Origin of the sequence: Flexivirga caeni (assembly GCF_003724155.1) — a bacterium.
In the GTDB taxonomy this organism is placed as follows: domain Bacteria; phylum Actinomycetota; class Actinomycetes; order Actinomycetales; family Dermatophilaceae; genus Flexivirga; species Flexivirga caeni.
In genome coordinates, this window is the sequence record NZ_RJJQ01000008.1 from 204821 (window position 1) to 220478 (window position 15658).

Genomic DNA, 15658 nt, shown 5'->3' on the forward strand with positions numbered 1-15658 from the left:
GATGGGATGGAGCAACCCCGCCATACCGTGGTCACAGCTGGAGCAGGCGCTGTCTCGCGGCATACGACCCGAGGAGCGCAGTGTTCGCGGCCGCCCGGCAGACGGAGGCGACGGGCCGGTCTTCTCGCGCAAGCGGGGCCGGTTCCGGCCGGCCGACCTCGCCGAACCGGCCGGACCTGTCGTGCCGTATGCCGAGCTGCACGCGCACTCGCACTACAGCTTCCTGGACGGAGCCGCTGCCCCCGAGGATCTGGTCACCGAGGCAGCCCGGCAACGGCTGCACGGCATCGCCGTCACCGATCACGACGGCCTCTACGGCATTGTGCGCTTCGCCGAGGCTGCCGAAAGCTACGGGCTGCACACCGTTTTCGGCGCCGAGCTGTCCTTGGGGCTCACCGCTCCACAGAACGGCGTGCCCGACCCGGAGGGCTCTCACCTGCTGGTGCTGGCGCGAGGCACGGAGGGCTACCGCCGGCTGGCCCGGGCGATCACCGACGGCCAGCTCGCCGACTCTGCGGAGAAGGGCAAGCCGGTCTACGACCTGACTGCCCTCGCAGCCGAGGCAGCCGGTCACTGGGCGATCCTGACCGGGTGCCGCAAGGGCAGTGTGCCGCGCACGCTCGCGCGACACGGGCACGACGCCGCTGTTGCCGAACTGCATTCGCTGCAAGAGCTTTTCGGCACGGACAACGTCTTCGTCGAGCTGACCGACCACGGCGACCCGGCAGACAGCACCACGTGCGACCGGCTTGCCGCGGTCGCCCTCGCAACCGGGACGCCCACCGTTGCCACCAATGCCGTGCACTATGCCAAGCCCGGCCAATACCCTTTGGCAACAGCCCTTTCCGCGGTCCGGTCGCGCCGCAGCCTGGAGGAGCTGGACGGCTGGCTGCCCGCGCACGGTTCGGCATACGTCCGCAGCGGCGCCGAGATGGCTGCGCGCATGCACCGCTTCCCAGGCGCCGTCGAGCGCACAGTGGAGATCGCCGACGATCTCGCCTTCAGCCTGCGAGCGGCGTCTCCCCGCCTGCCCCGGCAAGAGGTGCCGTCGGGTCACACTCCGATGAGCTGGCTACGCGAGCTGACCATGCGCGGCGCCGCCGAACACTACGCACGCGACAACGTTGCGGCATACGCACGCATCGAACGTGAGCTGAATGTCATTGAAGCGAAGGACTTTCCAGGATATTTCCTGATCGTGCACGACATCGTGCAGTTCGCCAAGGGGCAGGGCATCCTGTGCCAGGGCCGCGGGTCGGCAGCCGCGTCAGCGGTCTGTTACGTCCTCGGCATCACGGTGATCGACCCGATCTTCTACGAGCTGCCCTTCGAACGCTTCTTGTCCGAGTTGCGGGAGGAGGCGCCGGACATCGACGTCGACTTCGACTCCGGCCGGCGCGAAGAGGTCATCCAGTACGTCTACCGGAAGTACGGGCGGCGCAACGCCGCCCAGGTCGCCAACGTCGTCACCTACCGCCCGAAGAACGCCGTACGCGACATGGCCAAGGCGCTCGGTGCCAGTCAAGGCCAGCAGGACGCCTGGTCCCGGCAGGTGGAACGCTGGGGTGCGGAGATCTCGAGCGCCGATCACGACATACCGGCCCCGGTCATCGCGCTTGCCGGTCAGGTGCTGGGTTATCCGCGGCACCTCGGCATCCACTCCGGCGGCATGGTGCTCACTGACCGTCCGGTCAGCGAGGTGTGCCCGATCGAGCATGCCCGGATGACGGATCGCACTGTCCTGCAATGGGATAAGGACGACTGTGCGTGGATGGGGCTGGTGAAGTTCGACCTGCTCGGACTCGGCATGCTCGCTGCGTTGCAGCACACCTTCGACCTGGTCGAGTCGCATACCGGTGAGCCCTGGCGGGTCGAGACGCTGCCGCGCAACGAGCCGGGCGTCTACGACATGTTGTGCCGCGCCGACTCGATCGGGGTCTTCCAGGTGGAGAGCAGGGCTCAGATGGGCACGCTCCCCCGGCTGAAGCCGCGCTCCTTCTACGACCTGGCCGTCGAGATCGGGCTGATCCGGCCGGGCCCGATCCAGGGCGGCGCAGTGCACCCCTACATCCGGCGGCGCACCGACAAGGAGCCCGTGACCTATTCGCACCCGCTGCTGCAGCCGGTGCTCGAACGAACCCTCGGAGTGCCGCTCTTCCAGGAGCAACTCATGCAGATGGCGATCGCCGTCGGCGACTGCAGTCCCGCCGACGCGGACCTGCTGCGCCGCGCCATGGGGTCCAAGCGCGGGGTCGAGCGCATCGACTCCCTGCGCACCAAACTGTATGACGGAATGGCTCGCAACGGCATACCTCCGCAGACGGCCGAGGAGATCTACACGAAGATCGAGGCGTTCGCCAACTTCGGTTTCGCCGAGTCGCACGCGCTCAGTTTCGCGGTGCTGGTCTATGCCAGCTCGTGGCTCAAATTGCATTATCCCGCAGCGTTTTTGGCGGGTCTGCTGCGTTCGCAACCGATGGGTTTCTACTCGCCGCAGACGCTCACGGGCGATGCTCGCCGGCATGGCGTCGAGGTGCGCTCACCGGACCTGCTGCGCTCGAACGTGCATGCCGACCTGGAGCCGGACTCCCCCGACGCGACGCAGTTGCGGGGTGGTGACGATGAATGCCTGCGTGATCACACGCAGGAGGAGATCGGCGACTTCGACACGTCGGCGCCACCGGACTGGCAGCGGCATCGGCGCGACTGGCACTTCGCGGTGCGGCTCGGTCTTGCCGACATCACCGCGCTCGGGGAGAGCGCCGCCGAGCGGATCGTGCAGGCTCGCGATCGCGACGGGTCATTCACCGATCTGGCCAATCTGGCCCGTCGAGCGGACCTGAATACCGAGCAGATGGAAGCACTTTCGCTGTCCGGCGCGCTCGACTCGCTGACCGGATCACGCCGCGATGCGCTGTGGCGGTCGGCCGAGGCCGCGTCGATCCGCAGCGATCAACTGCCGGTCCGCGTCGCCTACCAGCCGCCGTTGCTGCCCGAGCTGTCCATCGGCGAGCTGCTGATGCACGACCTGCAGGCGACCGGGATCAGTCCGGGCGACCACCCGATCCGGCACGTCCGGGCCGACCTGGACGCTCGCGGGGTGCTGCCGGTCCATCAGTTGCAGGGTTTTCAGACCGGGCGCCGGGTCGAGGTCGGCGGCGTCGTCACCCACCGCCAGCGACCGGCCACCGCCGGCGGCATCACCTTCGTCAACGTCGAGGACGAGACCGGCATCCTCAACGTCATCGTGTCGCGCGGGGTGTGGCACCGCTACCGGCGCATCGCCCGGGCCTCACCGGCAATGGTCGTGCGCGGCATCCTGGAACGCTCCGAGGACGGCGTCGTCAACCTGCTCGCAGATCGCCTGGAACACCTCACGATTCATGTCCGCACCACGTCCCGCGACTTCCAGTGACGCCCCGCCCCGCAGCCCCGCAGCCCCATTGTCGCGAGTGACGGCTTCCTCGCCGAGTGACGGTGCAATTCCGCCGTCACTCGACGAACAGACCGTCAGTCGGCGCATTTCCGGGCGAGGAACACCCACTCCTTGCCCGGCCGGTCCGGCGCGTCGCGCACCTCGACGACCTCGAATCCGTGCGTGCGCAGGTCGCGCACCAGCTCGTCATACTCCCGGAAACGCAGCGTGGACACCGATCTCAGCGTCTCCCCCTCCAGCTGCGTCGCCGATTCGAACGTCACCAACGGCAGCGACACCTCGGTCACGGCGCGCCGCACAACCGACCGCCGACCGTCGGGATGCACCCGGAGCGTCTCCGGGACGTCCCACTCCTCCCAAGCACGCACCTCGGGCCGGCGCGTCTCAAAGACGAACCAGCCGCCGTCCCGCAGCACCCCATGTATGGCGGTCAGCGTCGCCGACCAGTCCGCGTCCTCGACGAACACCTGCGCGACGTTGCCCGTCATGATCGCCAGGTCGGCGTCAGCGACGCGACCATCCAGCTGGGTCGCGTCGCCCTCGATCCAGGTCACCTTGTCGGCATGCGGTTTCGCTCGTGCAACACCGATGGAAGCGACCGCCGGGTCGACGCCGGTGACGTCATACCCATCGGCGGCGAGCAGCACTGCGAGACAACCAGTTCCGCAGCCGACGTCGACGATCCGGCGAGCGCCGAGTTCGTCGATGAGTGCCTGATAGACGTCCAGATCACCACGGTCGTCGTCGAAGACGTCGTAGAGCACGGCAAGTCGCGGGTCCGCGAACACGGCATCGGGTGGGCGCATGGTCACGAGGCTACGAGCGCCCGGCAGTCTCCCGCACCCGGTTTTCGGCGGCGATGACGGTCTGTCCCATCAGCACCGCGATCGTCATCGGACCGACGCCGCCCGGCACTGGCGTGATGTATGACGCCCGCTGCGCCGCGGCCGAAAACTCCACGTCGCCAACGTTTCCCGGGTTGTATCCCGCATCGACGACAACCGCGCCGGGCTTGATCCACTCGCCGCGGATCAGCTCGGGACGCCCCACCGCCGCAACGACGATGTCTGCCTCGGCGACCTGCGCCGCCAGATCGGTGGTGCGAGAGTGACAGAAGGTAACCGTCGCATCGCGGGCGAGCAGCAGCAGTCCGACCGGCTTGCCGAGGATCGCACTGCGCCCGACGACACACACCCGCTGACCAGCGATCGGCACGTCATACGCGTCGAGCAGCCGCACGATGCCCTCAGGTGTGCAGGAGTGAAAACCATTGGCGGACAGTCCCATTGCTGCAAAGCTGGCCATCGTCACACCGTCCACGTCCTGGTCCGGTGCGATGGCCTCGAAGACTGCGATCTCGTCGACCTGCGCCGGCGCTGGATGCTGCACCAGGATGCCGTCGACTTCATCGTCCTGCGACAGCGCCCGCACTGCGGCGACCGCTTCCTCGGTGGTCGTGCCGGCCGGCAACTGGACCCGGCGAGACTCCAGGCCGAGTTGCCCAGCTCGCCGCTGCTTCATCCGCACGTAGGCGTGCGAGGCCGGATCGTCACCGATCAGCACGGTGGCGAGACACGGCGGACGCCCCTGTCTCGCAGTGAAATTCGCTGCTCTCTCGGCGACCTCACCGAAAATCGTCCGGGACACGGCGGTGCCGTCCAACAGGTGTGCTGCCATCACTCGACTCCTCTTTCGATCGGAGTCGTACCCAGGCGGGCGATACGACGAACTCACACTCCCCGGTGGTGACCCACCCGTCGCCAGTCGTGTGCCCTCAGCGTAGCCGCTCCAGCCACACCGAGTGACGCAGCAACCACCGAGTGCCGCATGTGCACCTGCGTCATTCGGTGCGGAGTGCGTCAGTCGGCAAGTGCGCCACGTAGCCGGTTGGCGTATGGCACGCGCTCGGCGGCGCCGACGTAGCGCGCCTCACGATGCCGGACATAGAGATCGTCCCCGTCATACCTCGGCAGGACATGCATGTGCAGGTGCCATACATCCTGATAGCCCGCCGGCTCGTTGTGCTGGCGAATCGAAACGCCCTGGCACTCATACTTTTCCCGCATCGCAACCGCCACGGCTTGGGTCAGGTCCCATAGTGCGTGCCCGACGTCGCGCGGCAATGCGTAGAGATTCTCCACGTGTTCGTTCGGTATGACGAGCACCCCGCCGTCGTTGGCCGGCCACCACTTCGGCGCAATGCGGGCAAATACCAGCTCACGCTGCACGACGAGGTCAGTGGCGGCGTTCCGGTCGTTCCACTCGCCGCGCAGGAACGCACAGAACGGGCAGTGATAGCCGTCCGGTTCATGACGCCACTGTGAACTGACCATTGACGGCTGAAACTACCAGTGACGGCGCAGCAGCACCGTCAGCCGCTGTCTCGACCGTCAATCGGCGGGGTCGACCGTCAATCGGTGAGCGCCGGACGCGGGCGCCGGGCCAGTGGTGTCGCCGACGCGAAGAGTGACCGGCACCGTGACGTCCGAGACGTCCTCGCCGGCGAGCAGCGCACGCACCGTCTCCCCGACGGTCCGCCCCTTGTCGAGCGGGTGCTGGTCGATCGTGGTGAGGGATCGCCCGAACCACGGCAACTGCACTCCGTCATACCCCGTCACGGACAGGTCTTCAGGCACCCGCAGCCCGCGGTCCACCGCCGCCTGCACGACGCCTGCAGCGAGCAGGTCGCTCTGGGCCACGATCGCGGTCGGACGATCCCGCGCATCCAGCAGCAGCCCGGCGGCCGCGTGGCCCGAGTCGAAGTCCGGCTCCCCTGCCTCGACCAGTGCTGCCGTGGGAAAAACGTCGCGCACGCCGAGTGCCCGATCGCGGGAGTCCGGGAAGTGACTGGCCCGCACCTGTGCGATCGTGCACGCCCCGGTGGCACCTCCCCATCGCAGCGGCATCGTCACATGCCCGACCTTCCGGTGACCGAGATCGCGCAGCAGCTCCGCGAGACTCCGCGACGCCGCGCGCTCGTCGGCGGTCACCTGCACGATGCCGGCACCGCGCGGCGCACCGGTTCCCACGATCGGGACCCCGCGAGCCGCGAATTGGGTTGCCAGCTCGTTGTTCTCGTCACCGCACAACATGAAAACCGCCGCATCTGCGGCAATCCGGGAAACCTGCGGGCCTGGGTCGCCATGCCCCTCGGTGGCGTCCGGTAGGAGGAGCAGACCACAGCCCATCTCTCCGATCACCTGGGAGAGACCATCGAGCACGGACACGACATATGGGTCACGGAACGCATGCAGGATGCGCCGCTCGACGACCGCTGCGATCACTCCGCTCCGGCCGTACCGCAGCGACGAGGCCATCGGGTCCGGCCCGCCATACCCGAGCTCGACGGCGGCAGCCCTGACCCGGTCGGCAGTGCTCGTGGCGACCGGCCGGTTGCCGCTGAAGACCAGCGAGGCCGTCGAGACCGCGACGCCGGCACGGATTGCGACATCACGCAGCGTCACCCGGCCGGCGCTGCCGGCTTGACCACCATCGGACATGTGGAGCAGACTAGCGAATCGATTCGATCGAATCGATTCGACGCATGTGGTTCCCAGAGTCTCGAAGGAATGTCATGGTGATGGCGGCCGACCGCCGTGCAACCGCGCCGACCCCGCCGGACGACGCAGTCGCACGGCGCGTATCGCGTTCGGTGGCAGTGCTGTTCGTCCTCAACGGAGCGGCGTTCGCGACCTTCGCGGCCCGGCTGCCGGATGTGAAGAACATGCTGCACCTGTCCGCGGCGGGGCTCGGGCTGTTCCTGCTGGCCGGATCGATCGGGAGCGTCAGCGGGCTGCCGCTCGCCGGGTGGGTGATCAGCCGCATCGGCACCCGCGCAACCGTCCGCGTCGCCGCGACCGCAGCCGTCTGCGGCTACGCCGTCGCCGGCTTCGCCATCACCGCCCACCTGCTCTGGCTCGCCGTCATCGGCCTGCTCGTCGCGGGCATGGGCATCGGCCCGTGGGACGTCACCATGAACCTCGAGGGCACCGTCGTCGAACGCCACGAGGGCCGCTCGATCATGCCTCGCTATCACGCGATGTTCAGCGGAGGCACCGTGCTCGCGGCCCTGATCGGCGTGGCCGCCACCGGCCTGCACGTGCCACTCTGGGCACATCTCACGGCGGCGATGGCGATCATCGGCACACTTGCGCTCACCTATTCACGGAACTTCGAATTGCTTTCCGACACACCGGAAATGCCCGAAGCCACCCCCGTCCCCGACACGCCACGTGCTCCGTCCCACCGCAGTGCCTGGACCGACCCTCGCGTGCTGCTCATCGGCGTCGTCACGCTCGTCGCTGGCTTCACCGAGGGATCGGCCAACGACTGGCTGTCCCTGGGTTTCGTCGAGGGCCACGGCGTGCCGAAGTGGGCAGGGGTGCTCGCGTTCGCGACCTTCCTGACCTGTATGACGGGCGGCCGCCTGCTCGGCACCGGGCTGCTCGACCGCTACGGCCGGGTCCCGACGCTGCGGGTCTGCTTCGCGCTGGCGGTGCTCGGCTGTCTCATGGTGGTCTTCGGCACGACCCCGCTCGCGTATGCCGGGGTGGTCGTCTGGGGCGTCGGCGTCTCGCTCGGCTTCCCGGTGGGGATGAGCGCCGCCGCGGACGATCCCGCCCGCGCACATGCACGCATCTCGGTGATCAGCACCATCGCCTACACCGCCTTCCTTGCCGGTCCCCCACTGCTCGGCCTGCTCGGCGAGCACGTCGGAGTGCTGCACGCCCTGCTCGCCGTCGGCGCCGCAGCAACCCTCGCATTGTTCCTCGTGCCTGCGGTCCGCGAGCCGGCCGCGACGGACGTGACCGCTCAGTGACCGCGCGGCCCGTTCTGCTCTGAGCAGAAGCCGTGGAGTTCACGCACCCGGCAGGTCTAGCGTCGAACGCATGGGTGACGTGCGACAGCTCCGGCAAACTCCGATCGTCGAGCCGCTCTGGCGGGATGTCCTCGGCGCCCAACTGCGGGCACTGCGCATGCAGCGGCACCGAACCATCACCACGACGGCTCGCCGAGCCGGGATCTCGGCGCAGTACCTCTCCGAGATCGAGCGCGGCCGCAAGGATCCGTCCTCGGAGATCGTCGCCGCCGTCGCCGGAGCCCTCGACTCCACGGTCGCCGAGGTCACCGATCTGACCGTGCGCGAGCTGCGCCGGACCTCCGCCAGGGCGACCGTCCCGATGCGCGGCCCAGTCGCCCTGGCGGCCTGAGTTCAGCCGCGGTAGGCCATCACCTCGTCGGCGAGGCCGTAGGCGACGGCCGCGTGCGGCGTGAAGATGCGGTCACGGTCGGTGTCCTTGCGCAATGCCTCCACCGGTCGGCCGGTATGGCGGGCGAGCACCTCCTCCGCCTCCGCACGCAGCCGGATCACCTCGTCCGCAGCCAGGATGATGTCAGGTATGGCGCCCCGGCCGCTACCGGACGGCTGGTGCAACAGCACTCGTGAGTGCGGTAGCACGCTCCGCTTCCCCTGAGCGCCCGCCGCCAGCAGGATCGCCGCAGTCGAACACGCTTGTCCCACACAGGTCGTCGCGACCGGGGACCGGACGAACTGCATGGCGTCATACACGGCGAACGTCGCGGTGAGCGATCCGCCGGATGAATTGATGTAGAGGTTGATCTCCTGATCGGGCGCGACCGATTCCAGGTGCAGGATCTGCGCGATCAGCGCGTTGGCGACGCCATCGTCGATCTCGGTGCCGAGGTAGACGATGCGCTCGGCCAGCAGGTGACTGTAGACGTCCATGACGCGGTCCCCGCGCGGCGAAGGCGCCACGACGTTCGGAATGGTATAGCTCGTCATCGCGTTGAACCTCCAAGACCAACAGGTGTTTTCGGTGGTGTGAGCCGAGTCAGGTCGTCAACCACCTGGTCGACGAAGCCATAGTCGACGGCCTGTTCGGCGGTGTACCACCGATCGCGCAGCGAATCCTCGAAGATGCGCTCCAGCGGCTGCCCGGTCAGCTCGGCAGTGATGCCCAGCACGGTGTCTCGCGTCTGGCGCAGATCGTCTGCCTGCAGCTCGATGTCGACGGCGGTTCCCCCGAATCCCGCGCTGCCCTGATGCATCAGGATCTTGGAGTGCGGGAGCGCACAACGCTTGCCCCTCGTGCCCGCAGTGAGCAGGAATTGCCCTGCGCTGCAAGCGATCCCGAGCGCGAGCGTCGAGACGTCGTTCGGGATCGCGCGCATCACGTCCATGATCGCGAGCATCGCCGGCACCGAGCCGCCCGGCGAGTTGATCCAGAAGCTGATCTCCGCGCGCGGGTCTGCCGCCGACAGCAAGTAGAGCTGCGAGATCAGCCGGGTGCCGATCTCGTCGTCGAGTGCGGTGTCCAGCACGATCACCCGCTGATCGAGAAGGCGCTCGGCGATCTGTCTGCTGAGTGGGTGTGGTGGCCTTGGCTGTTCGTCGGTCATGCACCGAGCATGCGCGAAACCGACTGCCGATCACCAGGTTTCGCTGCTCTGAGCAGAACAGCCGAATGCACTGACCGTCCTCGGGAATGACGAGTCCGGTTGCCAACCGCCTACTGCATCAACAGGCGTATGGCGGCGGGCAACTCGGCGATGGACTCCGGCGCCACCCACCGTGCGTCGATGCGCGCTGCGAGCGCCTCGGCCTCGTCGAAATCCTCAGCGGGAGCGACGATCCGGACATTCGGCAACTGCAGCGCGGCGGGCACCGGATCCTGGTCGTCGGTCGACCGGCAGTCCGACATCAGCAACACCACCGTGCGCCTGGCCCGGGCGTGTGCAAGCTGGTCGCGCGCCGCTTCGAACGCGCCACGCAACCCGGTCACACCGTGCCCGCGCAGGCCGAGGACACGGCTGACGACCTGCTCCGGGCCGGCCGGCTCGTGCAGGGCACGGATCACCTGGGGAGCGCGGGAGAACGACACCACTGCATGCTCCTGCGGGGCACGCAGACTCACCGCCGCGGCGATCATCGAGGCCGCTGCCAGGCGTGCGCCGCGCATCGATCCGGAGGCGTCGATCAGCAGACAGACGGCCAGTGGCGGCCGCGTCCAGGAACGCGCGACCAGGTCGTCCAGATTCGGCGCGATGCCCTCGGACCGGGCCTGCACAATGGCTTCCAGGCTCGCGTCGACGTCGATGTCGTGCACCGCCCGCGATGGCACGAGTTGGGACGCCCCACTGCTGCCGATCCGATTCTCGCGGCTCAGCTGCACCACCAGCGAAGCGGCCAGCCGCTTCGCCTTCTCCCGCAGCACCGGGTCGGTCGCGTGGACCATCTCGGCCATCAGTTCCAGCGTCCGGTCGGTCTCGTCCTGCAGCTTCTCCTTGAGCACGTCGGCGTTCAGTTCGCCGACCTCCGGCGACATCTGCGCAAACGAGGCGTTCTTCGCCAGGTCGCTGCGCGGGACGGTCGATTGCCGCGGCTGCTGCTTGGGTGACGGGCGGCGCGGCGCTGACGGCTTCGGAGTGTCGTTCGGGCCCGCTAGCTGCGGGCTCCGGCTTCCCCCGCGGGATCACCGCCGTCCGAAGGATCCTGCGGGTCGTCCTGCACACCGAAGACCTCGGCGTAGATCGATTCGACCACCTGCTCGGCAGACTTCGATGCCGACTCGAACAAGGTGATCCGCCCGGTCAGCGCGGTCAGTGCCGCGTCCAGCCCGACCTGCCAGTCAGTCACATCCACGTGCCGGACCGTTGCCAGGGCAGCGGCCAGCTTGGCGAAGTCGATCGCGCCACGCACCGAGGAACCTGCCCGTATGTCGGGGTGCTCGCGCGTACGGCGCACAACCTCGACCACCTGGGAACGCCAGCCGGAGGGTATGCCCGCGACATACAAGCCGACGATCTGCTCTTCGATCTGCGCGCTCTGGTAGTCGACCGCGATGCGGCACGTGCGGTCGTGCAACGCGGACGACAGCCGGGCCACGCCGACCCCGTCGAAGGGATTCATCGCAGCCACGATCGCAAAGCCGTCGGCGGCCGGGATACGGCCGTAACGCGGCACGGTGAGCTCTCCCTCACTCAGCACCGTGAGCATGACGTTGAGCGTTTCCTCGGGGATGCGGTTGATCTCCTCGAGGTAGAGCAGTGCACCGGTCGTGAGCGCCTCGACCAGCGGTCCCGGGATGAAAATGTCTGGTGTGTAACCACGTTCGAGGATCTGCGAGGGGTCGAAGTGGCCGATGAGTCGCGCGGGGGTCAGTTCCGCATTTCCCTCGACGAAGATGAAGTCGACATGTTGCGCTGCCGCGACGGCACGCAACAGCGTGCTCTTGCCGGTCCCGGGCGGCCCTTCCAGCAGCGTATGCGTGCCGCTGGACAATGCCGCCTGAATGAGCTCGACCTCCCGCTCGCGGCCGAGCACCGGCACGATGCGCGGATCAGCAACTGCGTCGGACGCCACAGGGTTCCTCTCGTCGTTGAATGCTGGTCGATGCGACGGGTGTTGCAGCTCAGTGCTCGTGAATGATCACGCCGCGCACATTCTTGCCCGCTTCGAGGTCGGCGTAGCCCTCGTTCACCTGGTCGAGGGTGTACTGCTTGGTGATCAGCTCATCGAGCTTGAGGTCGCCGGCCTGGTAGAGCGACAGGATCTTCGGGATGTCGTAGGTGGGGTTGCAGTCGCCGAAGAGGCTGCCCTTGATGTTCTTGCGCCACAGCGTCAGGATCGACGCCGGCAGCACGATGTTGTTCATGTCGAGCTTGTTCAGGCCGGTGATGACGACGTCGCCACCCTTGCCGATGATGTTGAACCCACCGGTGATGTGTTCCTCCTGCATGACACCGGTGGTGAGGATTGCCGCATCGGCCATCTGTCCCCGGGTGAGGTTCGTGACGGTCTCCATCGCATCGTCCACCGAGGCGAATGCGTGCGTGGCGCCCAGCTCCAGCGCCTTCTCGCGCTTGTTCTCCAGCGGGTCGACGGCAATGACGTTCTTCGCACCGGCATACCGGGCGCCCTGCACGGCGTTGATGCCGATGCCACCGACCCCGATGACCACGACCGTGTCACCGGCCTTGGTGGCGGCCGTGTTGACGGCAGCTCCCCAACCGGTCGGGACGCCACAGCCGACGAGGACCGCCTTGTCCAACGGGAGGTCGTCGTCGACCTTGACCGTCGACGCCTCGTGGATGACGCCCCACTGGCTGAAGGTCCCAAGCATGCACATGCCGCCATACTCGCCGCGTGACCCCGTGAGCGGGTAGCCACCGCCGCCGGGGAGCGCTCCGTCCAGGATCGTTGCCCCCATGTCGCAGATGGACTGCTGACCGCTGGCACAGTAGCGACAGGTGCCGCAGTTGGGGATGAACGAGCAGACGACGTGGTCGCCTTCCTTGACCCGGGTGACGCCTGGGCCGGTCTTCTCGATGATGCCGGCGCCTTCATGGCCGAGCACCATCGGCAGGCGAGCGGCCAGGTCGCCGGTGATGATGTGCAGATCCGAGTGGCACAGCCCAGCAGCCACGTAGCGGATCAGCACCTCGCCCGGGCCGGGCTCCCTAAGTTCCAGTTCTTCGATGACGGCAGGCTTGCCGAACTCATAGACGACTGCGGCTTTGGTCTTCATTGACTGCCTCTTCCTGCTGGCGGTGGGTGTGGGACGGCTGCGGCGCCTGGCCGGTGTCGAGCGCCCACGTTGTCGCGTTTCCGCGTCTTTCGAGGCTATGCCGCGAGCGGCCCGGAATCTGCCGTTTGTCCCAAGATGGGACAGACGGCAGGTCACGCTCTGACGCCGAGCGTGCGGGGATTGACCTGAACCAGGGTCGGGCTTCACCGCCCGCTGTCGGCGCCCCTCCTAAGCTGGACCGCAGGAGTCGCGTCGAGCTCCCCAGGAGCCGTCGCCCGCGATATCGCAGGCAACCGCGACGCACGTGCCACTCGTCAGGAGTCACCGTCATGGCCAACCGCCTTGCCCACGCCACGAGCCCCTATCTCCTGCAACACCAGGACAATCCGGTCGACTGGTGGGAGTGGGGACCCGAAGCGCTTGACGAGGCGGCACGGCGAGACGTCCCGATCCTGCTGTCCGTCGGGTATGCCGCCTGTCACTGGTGCCAGTGGCGGGCCAAGAAGCGGTCTCACCGCAGCCGTTCGGGTGACGTGTGAGGTCGTCCAACAGGTCGTGGAGACGTGTTGGCTTTCGGCCGATTTCCTAACATGTTGCAGATTTGCAACGCTGCTTTAGGCTGGACACATGAACCTTGCGGAGCGCATCTCGACTTTGCGCCGGGTGAACGGGCTCAGTGCCCGTCAGCTCGCGGCGTTGGTTGATGTCGCTCCGACGACGGTCACTCGGATCGAGGCCGGTCAGGTCAGCCCGTCGTTCGATTTGGCGCAGGAGATCCTGGCAGTCTTGGGGGAGCCGATCGGTTTCACCGGGACGGCGGACCTGAGCGCGATCGCTACTGCGCGGCTGGCGCTCGATCCGAAGCTAGGCATCGCGGCCAGTCCGGGCGTTGAGGCGTGGCGGCAGCGGTGGGCTCGGATCGGGCTCATCGATGAGTCCGGACAGGTGGTTGCCGGCAAGGAAGCCGGCCTGCTGTTCCGGGCCGGCCGAGCCGCTCGCCTCACCAGACGTCCGGGTGCCGTCGACTTCAAGGCAGGTCCGACGGCGTACGACATCGCGGAGGCTCTTGGTGCTGCGGGGATCGAGTACGCCGCAACAGGTGACGCAGGCGCGAACCTATACCGCTCCAGCGCTGGGGAGACGTGGCCGGTCCTCTACGTCGAAGACACAGCGCGAGCGTCTGACGCCGCCGGTCTTGACCACAAGGAGACCGGCTCCTTCGGGATGCGGGTCACGCTAATCCCGTTCGACGGAGTCAGCGAGCTCGGACGGACCGCGATTGACGGCATCACCGTTGCTGCGCGCGACCAAGTCGTCATCGACGCCTACGGCGGCATCGACCGCATGGCTGAGCAGGCCGACATCCTTGTGGGACGGCGAGTCGCATGACGGAGTTCAAGGCACCGCGGACCGAAATCGAGTGGAGCCGCCGAGCGATCATCAACGTGGTCGAGGTGTTGGCAGTTCACGCCGAATCGCTCACGTTAGTCGGTGCTCACGCCGTCCTGTTGCGGACGATAGACCTCGATGTCCCGAGGATGCCTACCGGCGACGGCGATCTCGGTGTCACGCCCGGTTTGGTCGGCGACCTGCCGAGCATCGAGACCCTTCTCGCCGAGGCGGGCTACGAGCACCGCACCACGGCACGGCCGGGATTGTGGGGACGCGAGCCATACGACGACCCGACGGCACACGGTTGTACAGGGAGAAGATCGATCTCCTCGCGCCACACGGACTGTCGGGCACGGCGAGCCGGACCAAGCGGGGTGTTCCGGCGTTGCAGTCCGCGCACGGCAAGCTCACCGTCGGCAACGCCCTTGGTCTGGAGCTTGCGGCCTTCAATCGCTCGAAGCTGCCGATCACGGACTTCGCCGACGCGCGCCTCTCGGCAGGGATCTTCGTCGCCGAGATCCCGGCACTGATTCTGGCGAAGGGGTCCAAGGTCGGCGAGCGACTCCGTGAGCCGCGCAAGGGACTAGTCCGCGACAAGGACCTCGGCGACCTGTGGCGGTTGATGGCGGTCGCTGATCCTGCAGAGACACGTCGGGTGATCGCGGAGTTCCTCGACCACGCCGAGGTTGGAGCCGACGTCCGTCAGAGCGTCGAGTGGACGGCTGGCGTCCTGCGTGATCCGGCGAGCGTCGAGCGCGCCAAGCTGGCCTTCGACACCTTTGTGGACCCGGTTGAGATCGACCGCACCTTCGTACTCTGGCGAGATGCTTTGCGCGTCTGAAAGGTCACCGGCTTGTCCTCGTGCCGAGCTGGGTCACTCGGCTGGGCGCGTACCGGACAGCCAGGTCAGGACGCCCCCACGTCCTACGGCGGGCAACTGGTGCCAGTCCGACTTGCCGGCGAACGACACACTGGTGCGCATCTCGTCGGCAGGCGCAGGTGCGCTCAAGCGGCCTCTCCTAAGCTGGACCGCAGAAGTCGCGTCGAGCTCCCCAGGAGCCGTCGCCCGCGATCTTGCAGGCAACCGCGACGCACGTGCCACTCGTCAGGAGTCACCGTCATGGCCAACCGCCTTGCCCACGCCACGAGCCCCTATCTCCTGCAACACCAGGACAATCCGGTCGACTGGTGGGAGTGGGGACCCGAAGCGCTTGACGAGGCGGCACGGCGAGACGTCCCGATCCTGCTGTCCGTCGGGTATGCCGCCTGTCACTGGTGCCAC

Annotated in this window: 17 protein-coding genes, 1 pseudogene and 1 riboswitch; of the genes and pseudogenes, 7 read left to right on the top strand and 11 right to left on the bottom strand. The window is 67.5% G+C overall.

Annotated features, from left to right (window positions below; genetic code table 11):
- The first annotated feature begins 1 nt into the window (after position 1).
- Positions 2-3415 (top strand): error-prone DNA polymerase, encoded by a 3414-nt coding sequence (locus EFY87_RS09975; RefSeq protein ID WP_123271330.1) that lies wholly within the window; start codon positions 2-4, stop codon positions 3413-3415.
- 95 nt (positions 3416-3510) lie between these two features.
- Here the strand turns inward: EFY87_RS09975 and EFY87_RS09980 are convergent, their stop codons facing one another.
- The 4 genes from EFY87_RS09980 to EFY87_RS09995 all read right to left on the bottom strand — a co-directional run bounded on the left by EFY87_RS09980 (position 3511) and on the right by EFY87_RS09995 (position 6936).
- The gene (locus EFY87_RS09980; RefSeq protein ID WP_123271331.1) at positions 3511-4242 is read right to left on the bottom strand and encodes a class I SAM-dependent methyltransferase; all 732 of its coding nucleotides are present in this window, start codon (positions 4240-4242) and stop codon (positions 3511-3513) included.
- Between the two features lie 10 nt (positions 4243-4252).
- Positions 4253-5113 carry a bifunctional 5,10-methylenetetrahydrofolate dehydrogenase/5,10-methenyltetrahydrofolate cyclohydrolase gene (locus tag EFY87_RS09985; protein WP_123271332.1) on the bottom strand — a complete coding sequence of 287 codons (861 nt, stop codon included), beginning with the start codon at positions 5111-5113 and terminating at the stop codon, positions 4253-4255.
- 22 nt (positions 5114-5135) lie between these two features.
- Positions 5136-5214: riboswitch (ZMP/ZTP riboswitch) on the bottom strand.
- 81 nt (positions 5215-5295) lie between these two features.
- Positions 5296-5769, bottom strand: coding sequence for an HIT family protein (locus EFY87_RS09990; RefSeq protein ID WP_123271333.1), 474 nt, complete (start codon positions 5767-5769; stop codon positions 5296-5298).
- 57 nt (positions 5770-5826) lie between these two features.
- Complete coding sequence (locus EFY87_RS09995; protein WP_245988574.1) at positions 5827-6936, bottom strand: LacI family DNA-binding transcriptional regulator; 1110 nt, start codon at positions 6934-6936, stop codon at positions 5827-5829.
- 74 nt (positions 6937-7010) lie between these two features.
- Here EFY87_RS09995 and EFY87_RS10000 point away from each other — a divergent pair, with 74 nt between their 5' ends.
- Positions 7011-8255 carry an MFS transporter gene (locus EFY87_RS10000; RefSeq protein ID WP_245988576.1) on the top strand — a complete coding sequence of 415 codons (1245 nt, stop codon included), beginning with the start codon at positions 7011-7013 and terminating at the stop codon, positions 8253-8255.
- A gap of 70 nt (positions 8256-8325) precedes the next feature.
- Entirely contained in the window at positions 8326-8646 is a 321-nt protein-coding gene (locus tag EFY87_RS10005) for a helix-turn-helix domain-containing protein (protein ID WP_123271334.1), read from the top strand.
- A gap of 2 nt (positions 8647-8648) precedes the next feature.
- On the opposite strand, the gene EFY87_RS10010 is transcribed toward EFY87_RS10005, so the two are convergent.
- From EFY87_RS10010 to EFY87_RS10030, 5 genes are all read right to left on the bottom strand, one after another.
- The gene (locus EFY87_RS10010; protein WP_123271335.1) at positions 8649-9239 is read right to left on the bottom strand and encodes a ClpP family protease; all 591 of its coding nucleotides are present in this window, start codon (positions 9237-9239) and stop codon (positions 8649-8651) included.
- Positions 9236-9856, bottom strand: a complete 621-nt coding sequence (locus EFY87_RS10015; RefSeq protein WP_123271336.1) for a ClpP family protease — start codon at positions 9854-9856, stop codon at positions 9236-9238. Before EFY87_RS10015 ends, EFY87_RS10010 begins: the two co-directional genes overlap by 4 nt.
- Before the next feature lie 110 nt (positions 9857-9966).
- Entirely contained in the window at positions 9967-10782 is an 816-nt protein-coding gene (locus EFY87_RS10020) for a vWA domain-containing protein (protein ID WP_123271337.1), read from the bottom strand.
- 116 nt (positions 10783-10898) lie between these two features.
- Positions 10899-11819, bottom strand: a complete 921-nt coding sequence (locus EFY87_RS10025; protein ID WP_123271338.1) for an AAA family ATPase — start codon at positions 11817-11819, stop codon at positions 10899-10901.
- A gap of 49 nt (positions 11820-11868) precedes the next feature.
- A complete protein-coding gene (locus tag EFY87_RS10030; RefSeq protein WP_123271339.1) occupies positions 11869-12984 on the bottom strand; it encodes an NDMA-dependent alcohol dehydrogenase in 1116 nt (371 codons plus the stop codon).
- Positions 12985-13313: 329 nt separating this feature from the next.
- Between EFY87_RS10030 and EFY87_RS10035 the strand changes: the two are divergent.
- Together EFY87_RS10035 and EFY87_RS10040 are read left to right on the top strand one after the other, a co-directional pair.
- Positions 13314-13514: pseudogene (locus EFY87_RS10035) on the top strand (DUF255 domain-containing protein); the annotation flags it as partial.
- 97 nt (positions 13515-13611) lie between these two features.
- Positions 13612-14373: a helix-turn-helix transcriptional regulator gene (locus tag EFY87_RS10040; RefSeq protein WP_123271341.1), complete on the top strand. Its 762-nt coding sequence runs from the start codon at positions 13612-13614 to the stop codon at positions 14371-14373.
- A 95-nt stretch (positions 14374-14468) separates the two neighbouring features.
- Here EFY87_RS10040 and EFY87_RS20300 read toward each other — a convergent pair whose 3' ends face one another.
- Positions 14469-14618, bottom strand: a complete 150-nt coding sequence (locus EFY87_RS20300) for a hypothetical protein (protein ID WP_158607577.1) — start codon at positions 14616-14618, stop codon at positions 14469-14471.
- 62 nt (positions 14619-14680) lie between these two features.
- Here EFY87_RS20300 and EFY87_RS10045 point away from each other — a divergent pair, with 62 nt between their 5' ends.
- On the top strand, positions 14681-15217 hold the full coding sequence (locus EFY87_RS10045; RefSeq protein WP_123271342.1) for a hypothetical protein: 537 nt from the start codon (positions 14681-14683) through the stop codon (positions 15215-15217).
- Positions 15218-15250: 33 nt separating this feature from the next.
- Here the strand turns inward: EFY87_RS10045 and EFY87_RS21135 are convergent, their stop codons facing one another.
- Positions 15251-15385, bottom strand: a complete 135-nt coding sequence (locus tag EFY87_RS21135; protein ID WP_281276186.1) for a hypothetical protein — start codon at positions 15383-15385, stop codon at positions 15251-15253.
- Positions 15386-15496: 111 nt separating this feature from the next.
- Between EFY87_RS21135 and EFY87_RS10050 the strand changes: the two genes are divergently transcribed.
- Positions 15497-15658: DUF255 domain-containing protein (locus tag EFY87_RS10050; RefSeq protein ID WP_123271361.1), on the top strand; the 162-nt coding region annotated here is incomplete at its 3' end.

What these genes read in the sequence shown, in the direction of transcription:
- EFY87_RS09975 (WP_123271330.1), top strand. Translation starts at nt 2, where the DNA reads ATGGGATGGAGCAACCCCGCCATACCGTGGTCACAGCTGGAGCAGGCG.
- EFY87_RS09980 (WP_123271331.1), bottom strand. Translation starts at nt 4,242, where the DNA reads ATGCGCCCACCCGATGCCGTGTTCGCGGACCCGCGACTTGCCGTGCTC.
- EFY87_RS09985 (WP_123271332.1), bottom strand. Translation starts at nt 5,113, where the DNA reads ATGGCAGCACACCTGTTGGACGGCACCGCCGTGTCCCGGACGATTTTC.
- EFY87_RS09990 (WP_123271333.1), bottom strand. Translation starts at nt 5,769, where the DNA reads ATGGTCAGTTCACAGTGGCGTCATGAACCGGACGGCTATCACTGCCCG.
- EFY87_RS09995 (WP_245988574.1), bottom strand. Translation starts at nt 6,936, where the DNA reads ATGTCCGATGGTGGTCAAGCCGGCAGCGCCGGCCGGGTGACGCTGCGT.
- EFY87_RS10000 (WP_245988576.1), top strand. Translation starts at nt 7,011, where the DNA reads ATGGTGATGGCGGCCGACCGCCGTGCAACCGCGCCGACCCCGCCGGAC.
- EFY87_RS10005 (WP_123271334.1), top strand. Translation starts at nt 8,326, where the DNA reads ATGGGTGACGTGCGACAGCTCCGGCAAACTCCGATCGTCGAGCCGCTC.
- EFY87_RS10010 (WP_123271335.1), bottom strand. Translation starts at nt 9,239, where the DNA reads ATGACGAGCTATACCATTCCGAACGTCGTGGCGCCTTCGCCGCGCGGG.
- EFY87_RS10015 (WP_123271336.1), bottom strand. Translation starts at nt 9,856, where the DNA reads ATGACCGACGAACAGCCAAGGCCACCACACCCACTCAGCAGACAGATC.
- EFY87_RS10020 (WP_123271337.1), bottom strand. Translation starts at nt 10,782, where the DNA reads ATGTCGCCGGAGGTCGGCGAACTGAACGCCGACGTGCTCAAGGAGAAG.
- EFY87_RS10030 (WP_123271339.1), bottom strand. Translation starts at nt 12,984, where the DNA reads ATGAAGACCAAAGCCGCAGTCGTCTATGAGTTCGGCAAGCCTGCCGTC.
- EFY87_RS10040 (WP_123271341.1), top strand. Translation starts at nt 13,612, where the DNA reads ATGAACCTTGCGGAGCGCATCTCGACTTTGCGCCGGGTGAACGGGCTC.